Here is a 13758-nt window from a genome sequence, read left to right as displayed (position 1 = left end):
CGGTGCGCCCTTATTTTTTGGAGCAAATCATGGAAGTTTCCACCCCCACCACTCCCGTCCTGGAGCAGGACACAACTACCGTTGCACCTGTTGCAGCATCGGATGCCCCGGGCGAATTCGGCCAGATCGAGGGCGAGGACTTCCTGGCCGATGTGATCAGCGAGACCATCCCGCTGGGCGATTTCATCCGCGAGTTCGGCCAGGGCCTGCTGGACCAAGTGCGGGCCCAGCACCCGCCTGTCTACATGTCTGAGCGAGACAGCAAGACAAGCGTCTGGAAGGATCGCCAGGAGATCCTGCAGGGGCTCAAACGCAAGCCGTTCGCAGCGCAGTCGGAGGCCGTCCAGGCCATCGTCAAGCTGCTGGCCGACCAGGGTGAACCTGCGGCCGTGTTGAACGCCGAGATGGGTACTGGCAAGACCATGATGGCCATCTGCACCGCCGTGCTGCTGCAGCGCCTGCAGCAGCGCAATCCACGCACCTTGATCATCTCGCCGCCCCACTTGGTCTACAAGTGGCGGCGCGAGATCCTGGAGACCGTGCCCGGTGCACGCGTGTGGGTGCTCAACGGCCCTGACACGCTGCGCAAGCTGCTGGCCCTGCGATCGCGCCTGGGCCTCGAATCCAGCCAGCCAGAGTTCTTCGTGCTCGGGCGCGTGCGCATGCGCATGGGCTTCCACTGGCGGCCGGCGTTCATCGAGCGCAAGCTGCTGATAGAGGGCCAGGTGTTCTCTGCAGCCTGCTGTCCCAACTGCATGCGGCCGCTCGAATCCAAGGGGGAAGAGGGCGAGACGCTGCCGCTGTCGGCGCCTTTGGCCAAGCAGCTGCTGAGCGAACGCCGGCGCAAGTGCGACGGCTGCAGCTCCACGCTGTGGACGCTCATCCGTAGCGGGAAGCCCATCCAGTCCATGTACGACCTGGTGCTCGACGCGCTGCAGCAGTTGCCGACCATCGGGCCGGTGGCGGCCAAGCGACTGCTCAAGACCTTCGGCGAGAAGACCTTGGCTGCCATGCTGGAGGACAACGTCTACGAGTTCGTGAACTTGATGGACGAGAACGGCGACCTGGTGTTTTCCGACCGACAGGCCAAGCGCATGGAGCGGCGCCTGGCCAACTTCGAGTTCTCGATAGGTCAGGGGGGCTATCAGCCCACCGAGTTCATCAAGCGCTACCTGCCCAAGGACTACTTTGGGCTGCTGGTGGTCGATGAGGGTCATGAGTACAAGAACGAGGGCTCTGCCCAGGGGCAGGCCATGGGTGTGCTGGCCAGCCAGTGCTCCAAGGTGCTGCTGCTGACGGGAACGCTCATGGGCGGCTATGCAGACGACCTCTTCCATCTCCTGTGGCGGATCAACCCCACCGCGCTGATCGAGGACGGATTCAAACCGTCCAAGAATGGCTCCATGGCTGCGGCTACGATGGGTTTCATGCGAACGCACGGCGTGCTCAAGGACGTGTACAAGGAGTCGGCATCGACCTCTCACCGCACGGCCAAGGGCAAGCAGCTCACGGTGCGCACATCCAAGGCCCCGGGCTTCGGCCCGGTGGGCATCATGCGCTACGTGCTGCCCATCACGGTCTTCCTGAAGCTGCGCGACATCGGCCAGAAGGTGCTGCCGGCCTATGCCGAGTCCTTCATCGACGTGCAGATGCAGGAGGACCAGGCCGAGGCCTACCAGGTCATGGCGCTCAAGCTCGTGCAGATGCTCAAACAGGCCCTGGCCATGAAAGACAGCACGCTACTGGGCGTTGTCATGAACGTGCTGCTGGCATGGCCAGAATGCTGCTTCAGGACCGAGACCGTCAGGCATCCCAGGACGAAGGCGCTGCTTCACCTGCAGCCGCCTGTCTTCTCGGAAACCGAGTGCACGCCGAAGGAGGGGAAGCTGATGCAGCTTTGTGCGGAAGAGAAAGCACAGGGCCGCAAGGTCCTGGTCTATTCCATCTACACGGGCACACGCGACACCACCGCCAGGCTGCGCATGCTCCTGGAAGCTCGGGGCTTCAAGGTCGCTGTGCTGCGCGCCAGCGTGGACGCATCAAAGCGAGAGGACTGGGTGGCTGACCAGGTCGATCGCGGCGTCGACGTGGTCATCACAAATCCCGAGCTCGTAAAGACCGGCCTGGATCTCCTGGAGTTCCCGACCATCGTCTTCATGCAGTCCGGGTTCAATGTCTACACGATGATGCAGGCGGCCAGGCGCTCATGGCGCATTGGCCAAAAGCTCGACGTGCGCGTGATCTTCTTGGGCTACGCCGGCACTAGCCAGATGGAGTGCCTGCGGCTCATGGCCAAGAAGATCACCGTGTCTCAATCCACGTCAGGCGACATGCCCGAGTGTGGCCTGGACGTGCTCAATGATAACGAGGGCGAAAGCATCGAAGTGGCTCTAGCCAGGGAGTTGCTGGCAACCTAGCTGTGCGACTAGGACAAACAAAGAAAGCCCCGACAGGATCATCCTGCCGGGGCTTTTTTCACTTTATGCCAAGAGAATTAATGAGCCGTACACATAACCGCCTTCCGGGACCGGCTGGTCACCACGTCTACTGGTCGGCAGTTTCAGGCTGGTTCCCAACGTTCAGCGCCGACAACCAGACGGCGGCTCTCGACCCTGAGCCGTCGTTTGCGTGTTTTATACAAACGCCTACTGTGCAGCGAGTTGCTGCCACCTATTGCCTGCTCGAGAGCGTCCGATCATCGACACATTGCTGTAACCCGAGCACCAAAGCTAAAGCCGATCTTGCGGCGGCTTTTCAGGTGAGCAGTCGACGCTAGCCCTCAGGACAATACAAGGGGATGCTAGATGTTCGCTTACGCGGCGCATGGAATGGGGCTACCGACCCGTAGCGTTCGTTCATAGGCGGCATCGAAACCAGCAGCAGCCCAGGCCAACCACGCGCTTGTCCACACTCGAGCTTGCAGCCGGTCGTTGATGTAGGTCGCAGGGGGCTTTCCAGACGTCTTTTTTGAACATGGTGATGAACGCCGACGGCGATTCCTAGCCCAGAGAGAAAGCGTCCCGTTTGAACCGTGGCACCCGTGTTCCCCACGACAAATCGCACGTCGCTGGCAGCGACAGGATTGGCAGGCCAGGGGCTCCAGGCGTCCGCGCCAGTGCGCGCGTTGTGTCAACCACTTCCCACGGAACGTAGGCAGAGGATACACTTTGGCACATTCATTAACGCACGAATTTACAGACCCTGGAGATCGATATTGATTCATCAGTATCAATATCTACAAAACACCGGAAGGCCTGCATAGATTGAGACAACGACATCCGCAATCTAGGCATCGTCATCCGCAAATCATCCAGACCTACCACCGCCAGCAAAGCCATAATCGTCAGCCCTGTTTAAAATGCCATCACATATAAGAAATCACTCGGCTTTTATTGGCCGCATGCTGCTTCTGGTTTCATTGGTTCCATTTTCTTCCTTTTCCGCCGAACCCAGGCAGGAGTCCTACTTTCTCACGGAATCGACGGATACCACCGCCGTCCGGGCTGCAAATTCGGGCCTGACTGCCTCTTCGTCGCCCATGGCGATGGATGCCGTCAGCCCGGCCGGTCACCAAGGTGCCCTCAACACCCAGGGAGCGATACAAGGCATAGCGATTCATAATGCCAGCGCATCCGACGCGGAATACCTGCTGGTTCCATTGAATCTATCGCCCACATCGGCGTTATCGCTAGAAATCGGGCTCCAGGGGAATATCGCGGCCGCGGCGGGCAATGCAGGCAACGCTACCGTGCCCGCAGATGATCCGCGGATTGTCCGGCGACGGGCAATGCAGGCGGATTTTCTCAACCGCCGGGGTGGCACCGACCCGGGAACCCCGCTGAACCCCGCGACCGCGGTTCCACATGGCCAGTTGCCAGCTGTGGGCGATACATGGCGCCTGAACAATGAACTGGCCAATCAGTGCGCGGCAGGCCTGAGCGCGGAAGCCGATGTTATCTGGGTGGGTGACAACATCATTGTGCTGACGGATAAGAGCAATCCGGCGGCCACATGGAACAATACCGATCTGCAAAATGCGCTTACTGCCATCGATACCCAGGTCTACCCTGCGGTCACGAGCAAGTTCGGTCCTCCTTCGGACCTGGACGGCAACGGGAAAGTCGTCATCTTCATCACCCAGGGCTTCAACCGCCTGGACGCGGCTGCCAGCAGTTCCGGGGTTGGGCTCTACTTGCCGCGCGACAAGCTGTCCCGGCAGGAGTGTGCCACGGGGAACGTGGGAGAAGTCGTCTACATGCTTGCGCCCGATCCCACAGGCGTGGTCAACAGCAATGTGCGCACGGTGAGCTACGTCACGGGGGCCCTCGCACCGTCCTTTGCACGGGAACTGGCGCACATGGTGATGGATGGCCATCGCATGGCATCCCTCAGTCCGTTCGAAGAGACATGGCTCGATGAAGCCCTGGGCGGCATGGCCATGGAGCAGGCTTTCTATGCCACCTCCGTCGGCCTGGGGCCATTCAGCAATATTGTGTTGAGCAATCTCACCACCGGCCCCAATGCCTCACGCCGGGTGGCTGCTTTCAACACCTATCAAAACAATTTGTATTCCGGCTGGCGCTCATGGCTGCAGTTTCCGTCCAGTATGGGCGTCATGGACAGCAATAGAATCAATACCGCCAGCAGCGGTGTCCAATGGGCATTTCTGCGATACGTGACGGATCGGTATGCCGGGATTTCTCAGGCAAATGAGACATCCTTCCTCCAGTCACTGGTGAACAGCAATCTGACGGGGGTGGACAATATTCGCCAAGCCATCAATGCGGAACCCGCGCAATGGCTGCGTGATTTCCTGCTCTCTGTCTATCTGGACGACAACCCCAAGGTGGGCACATTGGGGTCCACGGGCATTTATTCGATGTCGAGCTGGAACTTCCGATCCGTTTATGGCGGTTTGGGTGGTTTCCCATTGCGTGACATCGCCCTTCCCGCCAATGGAAATGCGAGCGTACTGCTCAATCGCCAGGGCAGCAGCAGCTACTACCGATTCGCTGTGGCCGCCAACGCCACGGCAAAGCTTTCGTTGGCGCCCACGGCAGGGGGGCCCAGCGGCAGCTACGCCATCATTCCCCTGGGAACATCCGCCGTGCTGGACATTCCCGGCCCCCTGACAGGTCTCAGCGCCACCCCTGCGGCGCAGAGTGCCCGCGTCCAATGGACGGTTGCACCCGGCGACGGCAATGGCTCACCAAGCCAGTTCACCGCCATCGCACAGTTCCAGGGCTCGGCGGTGGGTTCCTGCAATCCCGTGGGCAATGCCAATGAATGCACCATCACCGGACTGACCGATGGCACGACCTACGCCATCGTCATGGAGGCCACCAATGCCGCGGGCAACGGAGCCTCCTATTCGAACGGGACCACGGTCACCCCGCAGGAGACGCGCGCGGCGCAGACCATCGCCTTCGCGGATCCCGGCCCGCAGCAGGTCGGTCAACCCCTGGCACTGACGGCTTCCACCACCTCCGGTCTGCAAGTCGCCTTCACCGTGTCGCCCGGCTGCAGCATCCAGGGCAACACCGTCTCGTTCGCCACGGCAGGGACGGCGGTGTGCACGGTCACGGCCACACAGGCCGGCGATGCGCAATGGCAGGCCGCCGCGCCGGTGAGCCATGCGCTGAACGCCGCCAAGGGCTTGAACACCATTGCCTTCAATCCGCAGGCCAGCCAACCCTATGTGAAAGACGGCAGCTTCACTCTCCAGCCAGCGGCCAGCGCCTCGTCCGGGCTGCCGGTCAGCTACAGCAGCAGCACGCCGCAGGTCTGCAGCGTCGCCGGCGCGACCGTCGGCATCATAGGCGCAGGTACCTGCACGCTGGCAGTCCATCAGGCAGGCGACGTCAACTGGCTGGCAGCCACCGAGCAAACCCGCAGCGTGCAAATCATCGCAGGGCTGCCCGATGCCCCGACAGGCGTCACCGCAGAGCCTGGCGACGGTCGTGCCACGGTACGATGGACCGCCCCCGTGAATACCGGCGGTGTGGCGATCGGCAGCTATACCGTGGCCGCGCAGGCAGATGGCTCAAAAACCTGCAGCGCCACCACCGGGTTGACATGCACCGTTCATGGCCTGACCGGCGGCACGGCCTACACCTTCACCGTGGTGGCCACCAATGCCGCAGGCAAGGCCAGCGCAGCCTCGCAGCCCAGCAACGCCGTCACCCCGCTGCGGCGCAGCCACAGCGATTCCGCTTTGCAGGCCGCCCTCACGGGAGGTGGTCCGGGCTGCACCTTCGAAAGCTCGCAGGCCAGTCCCGCCGGTGCCGTGACGGATCTGCCCTCGCAGGTGAAGGCCGCAGGGCCGCAGTTTGCTTTCAAGCTGACAGGCTGTGACGTGCGCGGCGCCGTGCAGATGCAGATCGACTACACCGCCAGCCTCCCCGCCTCGGCTGCGCCTCTCCAATACTGGAAGAAAAACAGTGCAGGCCAATGGGCCGTCTATGCGGGTGCGCAGATCACGGGCAACCGGGTGACCCTGACCCTGACCGATGGCGGTGCCGGCGATGCCGACGGCATCGAGAACGGCGAAATTGTGGACCCCGGCGTGGTGGTGCAAATGGCCGGCCCCACGACCGCTGCGCCGGTCCCTCTGATGGGGCCCTGGCCGCTGGGACTGCTGGGCCTGCTGTTCACAGGACTGGGCGCCTGGGGCGTGCGCATGCGCAGCGCGAACCTGAGCTGACCGCTGGCGGTCGACCTGTCGAGAGCCATCCGCCCGGCCCTCGGCAGGCTGCCGTGGCCCATAGGTCAGCGGGCCAGCTGCGACCCTCATCTGCGAGCTTGGAAATACGATAGCTGTATTACATCAGCAGTCGGCCGCCGCAGACTTCTGCGTGACGGCTTCAGGCTGGTTGCTGTCGCTCACCAACGACTGCTTTGCGGTACCTCACCGGTACATGCGCAAGCTCGAGAGGTTGGTCCGTCGACGGCGTTCCGCGATGGAACAGCGAAAAGGGTGGGTTTAGACGAATTTGCTGTACGGTAGCAAGGTTCGTGGAACTCAGTAGCAGGAAGTGTTGAACTCAACAGCAGGCCGTCGCAGAGATCAAGCGCGGAGTTGCCCGGACGGGGCGGTCAAGGAGGTCGGCGGAGGTGACCTAAGTCTGCGTTCAAATAGGATGGCAAGGGGAGGATAAAAATAATGCCATCCAGCCTGACCTGGCTCGATCACGACAACGCGGCCAAGGAGCGCAGCCACCGATTGCTGCAGATGTTCAAAGAGAGCGAGACGCGCGACGAGTTGGGCATCGGCGCCATCCGCGACTCGATCTCTGATCAGCTGTTTCCGGGTACATCGGTGATTCAGACGCGTCTGCGCTACATGCTGCTTCTACCTTGGCTCTTCATGAAGATGGAGAACGAAGGCGTGCCCGCCGCCAAATTCTCCAAGCTCGCCCGTGATCGCGAGCTCGTGCTCAACAGCCAGCTGAGGGCTGAGCGGGGAGCCTTCGGCCGCGTGACGGGGGACGAGTTGCAGCGGTTGGCCAGCTCGGTGTACTGGGCTGGGTTGGGGCGCTGGGGTCTTCGCGTGTTCAACGGCACGCAGCAAGAGTATTTCCGGCGCATCGACAGTGTCTATGCAGCGCGCCATCGCAAGCAACGCAAGGACGACGACGACTGGCTGGACCCTCTGAAGGGTGCTACCTGGCACGCCTCTTTGCGGGAGCTGGTGCCAGAAGGAGACCTGAAGGCGCTGCTCGACCAGGCGACGCTCGAATTGACTGGCGATGAAGCTCAGTTCCTGCGTGAGCAGTGGCGCAAGCTTCATCCCGATTCGTTGCTCAGTTGGCTGGCATTCGACACCGAGTCCTTGAGCAGCAAGGTCGAGGTTGACGCCCCTTGGTTGCACCCGAGGCAGGCGAGCTTCCCGAAAGAGATGCGCGAACTGGTGGAGCACGGACGCAACTTCTCCAAGCTCATCGAAGGCGCCGCGCTGGTCTACAACCTATCGCTGAGCGAGGTGTGGAAACGGTCCGATGGCGTCGACGCCTATCGCCACCGACTCACCGAATGGGCGACTTCAGTTCAGTCGAATGGATTCGCCGGTTGGAGCCTGGAGGACTTCTGGCTGCGGGTGACGGGTCGGAACCACACCATCACGTCATCGACGCAGACGTTCATCAAGAACTGGTTTCGCTTGGTGAGCGACGGACCTGACCAGATTCCAGAGTCGGAGGTCGCCCGAGATCTCATCCGCCACCGTGAAGAGAGCATGAAGGGCCCACGCTCTCGCTTCAAGAACGCAGGAACTTGGGGCGGCAGCTCAGGCTTGACGGTGTTGACCTATCGCTGGGGCTTGGCAAGCGACTTCCTGTCCGATCTGGCGGCAGGGCTGGGGAGCAAAGCATGATCCAGCCCAACGCACGCAGCACACTGGTTGAGGCGGTCACGCCTCCTGCCGGGTACGTGTTCGACACTGGCATCGCGACGACGTACTCCTTGGACATTGCGACGCTGATGGTTCTGCCTGCGCACCTGGCGTGGCTGGCTGCAAGTGAAGACGAAGGTGTGCAGAACGACCCTCTGCGCCTGCTCGAGGGCATGCGCCGGACGACCAAGCGCCTGAGCGTTTTCGCGGACAGCGGAAGACTGCACGTACCCCGCATGCCTCATGCGCTATTGGGGTTGACCGAGGAGATGATCTATGAGGTGCTGGCCCCGCACGGCGGCGCATTTCATCCCAAGGTCTGGGTGCTGCGCTTCCTGCGCGAGGGGCAGGGCGATGCTCCGCTGATTCGGCTGCTCGTGCTCTCGCGCAATCTGACAGATGACCGCTCCTGGGATCTCAGTCTGTGCCTAGAAGGGCAGCCGCAGGGCCGGCCTCGTACGGAGAACAAAGCGCTTGCCTCGTTCGTGCGCCAGCTTCCTGATCTGTGCCGCCACAAGAGGCCTTCGGGTGAGCGACTTCGGCAATTGCAGACGCTGGCCGACCAGCTGCATCGCTGTGCGTGGGAGCTGCCACCAGGGTTCAGCGAACCGGTGGAGTTCCATGTGATCGGGCTGAGTGCCAAGCCTCAACCGTTGCGATTGCCCGAATCCGATGAGCTGGTAGTTGTGTCGCCTTTTCTGCGTGACACCGCATTGCAGGCTGTCGCAGCAACGAGCAAGTGTCCCGTTGGCGTGGTGTCGCGCCAGGAAGAGATCGCTTTGCTCAGCGACGAATCGCGAGGGTTGTGTCGGATGTACGTGGTCGACGACAACGCCGACCTGGGTGCAGAGGAAGAGGCCCAAAGGGACGCGCACCGTGGGTTGCACGCCAAAGCCCTCATTTGGCAGAAGGGCGCTTGGACGTATGCGCTGGTCGGGTCTGCGAATTGCACGACTGCTGCGCTGGAGCGGGGCAGTAATGTCGAGGTGATGGCGCAGCTTTGCGGGCATCATGGCAAGGTCGGACGGCCGCGAGACTGGCTCACCAGGGAGAAAGGCATGGGCGCACTGCTCGAGCCGTACCAGCCGATAGATCCGGGGCCGCTGCTGAAGCAACGCGAGCTCGAAGACGCGCTTGAAGCCATTCGGCGAAGGATCGTGGCGGCCGGCCTGCAACTGGTTTGTGAGATGACCGAGGACGGACGTTATTCGCTGACGCTTCACGGAACGCAGACATTGGCTTACCCGACAACCGAGATCTGGGCGTGGCCGTTGACCGTGTCGCCAGAAGGAAACCGGAGGGTGGAGGGGGCGCCAAGCCTTGAGCTCGGAAGCTTCATGGCGCATGAGGTGACGTCTCTGACCGGATTCCGGGTTCGGATGGGAAAGCAGGAACTGCTGTTCGGACTGGAACTGCCGCTTGCCAATCCACCGCAGGACAGAGAGGCAGCGGTGCTCGCCGTGTTGCTCGGCAACCGAGCTGCATTCCTGCGCTACCTCGCTTTGCTGCTGGGCGTGTTTGGCAATGAGGCGCCGGACGGTGAAGGCGAGGGCACGGGAAGCTGGTTTTGGGGCGTCTCTGCTCCCGATGACTCGCTTGCTCTCTTCGAGCTGATGCTCAAGGCCTTCTCGCGTGAGCCTGCCAAGCTGGATCATGTGGCCAGCGCCGTCGGCAAGCTCGCCCAGGCACAAGGAGAGGGGGCTGAATCGCTCATCCCGCCAGACTTCATGGCGCTGTGGCGAGTCTTCGAGGAAGCCAGAAGCAGTGAGGGCGCGCGATGAACCACCCCTTCAGTGCGCAGCCGGTGCTGGCCCGGCTCAAGGACTTCCAGCTCCGTACGGTGGAGTTCGCGTTTCGCCGCCTGTTCCTGGATCAAGACGCGGTACGCCGGTTCCTGGTGGCGGACGAGGTGGGCTTGGGCAAGACGCTGGTGGCGCGCGGCGTCATCGCCAAGGCGGTTGAGCACTTGCAAGGAACGCGTGAACGCATCGACATAATCTATATCTGCTCCAACGCCGACATCGCAGCGCAGAACGTCGCGCGTCTGAACGTCACGGGGAAGAACGCGTTCGTGAAGGCAACACGTCTGACGCTGCTTCCACTGGAAGTGAAGTGCTTGCGCAAGCAGCCCATTAACTTCATCAGCTTCACGCCGGGAACGACTTTCGACCATGGCAATCGCGGCGGTCAGAAGCTCGAGCGCAGGTTGATTTTCCAGATGTTGCGCGACCGGTTGAACCTCCGTGCCAAAGGACTGGTTCACGTGCTTCAAGGTACAGCCGGCCAGGGGTGGTTCACCGAAGCGTTTGAACCGCTGGACTATGACGAGCCAATTGCCGAAGCGTTCCTCGATGCCGTGGAAGGCAGCGAATTCCTGGAAAGGCTTCGTGAGCTGACGGCACACGCGGCCGACGGTCGGAGAACCATAACTCCGAAGCATCGTGAGGAAGCGCGCAATTTGACGAGTGAGCTTAGGCGCACGCTGGCCCGTTGCTGCCTGAGCGCATTGAAGCCAGATCTTGTGATCTTGGACGAGTTCCAGCGCTTCAGGGATCTGCTCGCGGCGCCAGAAATCAGCCCGGCGGCTGAGCTGGCGCATCAGCTCTTCAACCACTCGGACGATCTCCGGGTGCTGTTGTTGTCGGCCACGCCGTACAAGATGTACGCGGCGCATCACGAGGAAGAGAACCACTACCGAGACTTCCTGCAGACCGCCGGGTTCCTGTTTGACGATTGCCGTCAGGTCGACGCGTTGCAAGAGGACCTGCGGGAGTTCCGCGAGGTGCTGATGACGCTGGATGCTCAGAGCCTTGCCACTCAGCGGCCGGCGCAGACCAAGGCCAAGATCGAGCGGCGACTGCGCCGCATCATGTGCCGGACCGAGCGCGTCGGAGCAACGGCAGGACTGGATGCCATGGTTCGTGAGCGAGCGGTGCCGGTCCAACTGGCCCCAGAAGACTTGCTGGAATTCCGCTCCATTGATCGGCTGAGCACGGCCGTAGGGTCCGGCGACCCGATCGAGTACTGGCGTTCGAGCCCGTATCTGCTGAACTTCATGAAGGAGTACGAGCTCAAGCGCCGGCTGGCCGACAAAAAGAACGAGGGAGTGTTCGTCGAGGCGTTGCAGAAGCAGCCGGCGTATCGGACTTTGCACAAGAGGTCGATGGCGAAATACGGCGCCGTCGATCCTGCCAACGGTCGTTTGCGCGCATTGGCGGCGGATATCGAAGCTCATCAATCGTGGCGCCTGCTTTGGGTGCCTCCGTCGATGCTGTACTGGGCCGGCGAGGGGCCTTTTGAGCATGCAGCCGGATTCACCAAGTCCTTGGTCTTCTCCAGCTGGAACGTGGTGCCCGACGCAATTGCGGGGCTTCTGTCCTACCTGGTCGAATCCAAGTCGGTGACCGGCCTGGAACGCAAGCCGCGGTACGACCAGCTCACGCGGCAAGTGCGGGCGCGGCTTCGCTTCCCGGTCAAGGAGGACGGCACGTTCGCCGGCATGAACGCACTGACCCTGATGTTCCCGTCGCGGGTGCTGGCTGACGCCTTTGATCCACTGCAGGCATTTGTCGAGACGGGCGGCAAAGCATCGCTGGCCGAAGTCCGCGCGAGCGTCCGCGAGCGGATCGAGGCGTTTCTGCCTCCGCTCTCGGTCACCTCGGCTGACGAGTTCAGCCCACCTGATCCGCGCTGGTACTGGGTTGCGCTCATTCTCCTGGAGCAAACCAGCGCAACTAACGCCGGAATGCGCAACTGGTGCGATGACCATTGGCACCGTGCGCGCAAGCGTTCCGGTGCCGACGAAGAGGGTGATACGCATGAGGCCGAGGGGGGATTCGCCCGCCACGTTCAACACTGGATCGAGGTCTGGGACGGCGAATTGCCTGCCATGCGGCGAGTCCCCAAGGACTTGGTCGACGTCTTGGCGGATATTGCGATTGCTGGTCCTGCGGTGTGCGCGCTGAGGGCTCTGCGCCGCGTCGCGCCGGAGACGACGGCGACCTTCGCTGCGCTGAGCACTGCCGCTGTGCAAATTGCCGATGGGCTGCGACATCAGTTCAATGCGCCCGAGGCGATTGCAATGCTGCAGCAGGACGAAGACGAGGCCGCGTACTGGAAGCGTGCGTTGAACTATTGCGCGCAAGGCAATCTGCAGGCCTTGCTCGACGAGTACGTTCACTTGCTGCACGAGGCCGAGTCGGGCAGCGCCGAGGACGCTACGGATGGCATCTTTGCAGTCGCCAGCAAAGTCTTCGAGGCGGCAACCATCCGGACCAGCCAGCTGCGCCCCGACTATCCGCTGGTCGTCGACGGCAGGCTCGCAATGGATCCTGATCCACTGTCGCTGCGCTGCCGATACGCGGTGCGATACGGAGATGCCAAAGAGGAAGACGGCGCAATCTCGCGGAAGGAGTCGATCCGAGCGGCCTTCAACTCTCCTTTCCGGCCGTTCGTTCTTGCCTCCACGTCGGTTGGGCAGGAAGGTCTGGACTTTCACTCCTGGTGTCACTCGATCGTGCACTGGAACCTGCCGGGCAATCCTGTCGACCTGGAGCAGCGCGAGGGCCGTGTGCACCGATACAAGGGGCATGCCGTGCGCAAGAACGTGGCGCAGGCGGGGCGCGCGGGGCTCAGCACGGCGAGTACTGAGCCGTGGCAGGACATGTTCGACCATGTGCGCGCGCGTCGTCCGCAAGGTGCATCCGACTTGCTCCCGTTTTGGATCTTCGAGCTGCCAGACGGTGCCAAGGTCGAGAGGCTCGTCTTCAGGTTGCCATGGAGCAAGGACGATCAGCGGCTGAAGCGCCTGAAGGCGAGCTTGGCGATCTATCGGATGGTGTTCGGTCAGCCTCGTCAGGACGACTTAATGGAGTACTTGCTGGGCACTTTCGATGAGGCCCATGCGGCGCAGGTCGTCAAGAACTGGCGTATCGACCTGGCGCCCGATGGAACGTCAGCGTATCTGAAAGCTCTTCAGACTTGAATCACCCCGGATTTCTCAGACAACCGTGCGCCGCTGGCAAGCATCCACTTCAGCACTGAGATGCAGCTTTCGGGCGCCGAGTTCAGCGCCCCCGCTGCACTGCCGTCCTTGCCGACGGCAACTGCGGCTGATTTCCGAGGTTCAGCGGAGACAACCAGACGACGGCTCTCGACCCGTTCCAGTCTTTCGTCTCGGGCCTGTAGTGTCGGCTTTGCGGCGTTTGCTGACAGCAGGTAGTCCAGCGTCAGTGCCCGCTCTATGTCGCACTTCGGACATTCCCCTGAATCCAACGATTCTGCAGCGATTGACGTCGCTGGCTCCTCAAACACCATTAAAAGCCACTCGATTTCCAGCAACAGTTGCTCAACGTGACGAGATGTATCTA

6 protein-coding genes are annotated in these 13758 nt (G+C 61.9%); 5 read left to right on the top strand and 1 reads right to left on the bottom strand.

Annotated elements, in window-relative coordinates; genetic code table 11:
* Positions 1–29 precede the first annotated feature (29 nt).
* From GRX31_RS12800 to GRX31_RS12780, 5 genes are all read left to right on the top strand, one after another.
* On the top strand, positions 30–2417 hold the full coding sequence (locus tag GRX31_RS12800) for a DEAD/DEAH box helicase (RefSeq protein WP_160853020.1): 2388 nt from the start codon (positions 30–32) through the stop codon (positions 2415–2417).
* 983 nt (positions 2418–3400) lie between these two features.
* Positions 3401–6703 (top strand): fibronectin type III domain-containing protein, encoded by a 3303-nt coding sequence (locus GRX31_RS12795; RefSeq protein ID WP_160853019.1) that lies wholly within the window; start codon positions 3401–3403, stop codon positions 6701–6703.
* Positions 6704–7162: 459 nt separating this feature from the next.
* Complete coding sequence (locus GRX31_RS12790; protein ID WP_160853018.1) at positions 7163–8371, top strand: DUF6361 family protein; 1209 nt, start codon at positions 7163–7165, stop codon at positions 8369–8371.
* Positions 8368–10170, top strand: coding sequence for a phospholipase D family protein (locus GRX31_RS12785; RefSeq protein ID WP_160853017.1), 1803 nt, complete (start codon positions 8368–8370; stop codon positions 10168–10170). Before GRX31_RS12790 ends, GRX31_RS12785 begins: the two co-directional genes overlap by 4 nt.
* Positions 10167–13373, top strand: coding sequence for a helicase-related protein (locus GRX31_RS12780; protein ID WP_160853016.1), 3207 nt, complete (start codon positions 10167–10169; stop codon positions 13371–13373). The genes GRX31_RS12785 and GRX31_RS12780 overlap by 4 nt, the downstream gene beginning before the upstream one ends.
* Here GRX31_RS12780 and GRX31_RS12775 read toward each other — a convergent pair.
* Positions 13364–13729: a hypothetical protein gene (locus GRX31_RS12775; RefSeq protein WP_160853015.1), complete on the bottom strand. Its 366-nt coding sequence runs from the start codon at positions 13727–13729 to the stop codon at positions 13364–13366. The two genes, GRX31_RS12780 and GRX31_RS12775, sit on opposite strands and share 10 nt — an antisense overlap.
* Positions 13730–13758: the final 29 nt, after the last annotated feature.

The sequence above is a fragment of the Delftia sp. CH05 genome, assembly GCF_009827015.1.
GTDB lineage: Bacteria > Pseudomonadota > Gammaproteobacteria > Burkholderiales > Burkholderiaceae_C > Comamonas > Comamonas tsuruhatensis.
The sequence above is the reverse complement of the archived record's forward strand: the minus strand, read 5'-3'. Positions and strand labels throughout refer to the sequence as shown.

Bases quoted from the DNA above. Each gene is read 5' to 3' on its own strand.
- GRX31_RS12800 (WP_160853020.1), top strand. From the start codon at position 30: ATGGAAGTTTCCACCCCCACCACTCCCGTCCTGGAGCAGGACACAACT.
- GRX31_RS12790 (WP_160853018.1), top strand. From the start codon at position 7,163: ATGCCATCCAGCCTGACCTGGCTCGATCACGACAACGCGGCCAAGGAG.
- GRX31_RS12780 (WP_160853016.1), top strand. From the start codon at position 10,167: ATGAACCACCCCTTCAGTGCGCAGCCGGTGCTGGCCCGGCTCAAGGAC.
- GRX31_RS12795 (WP_160853019.1), top strand. From the start codon at position 3,401: ATGCTGCTTCTGGTTTCATTGGTTCCATTTTCTTCCTTTTCCGCCGAA.
- GRX31_RS12785 (WP_160853017.1), top strand. From the start codon at position 8,368: ATGATCCAGCCCAACGCACGCAGCACACTGGTTGAGGCGGTCACGCCT.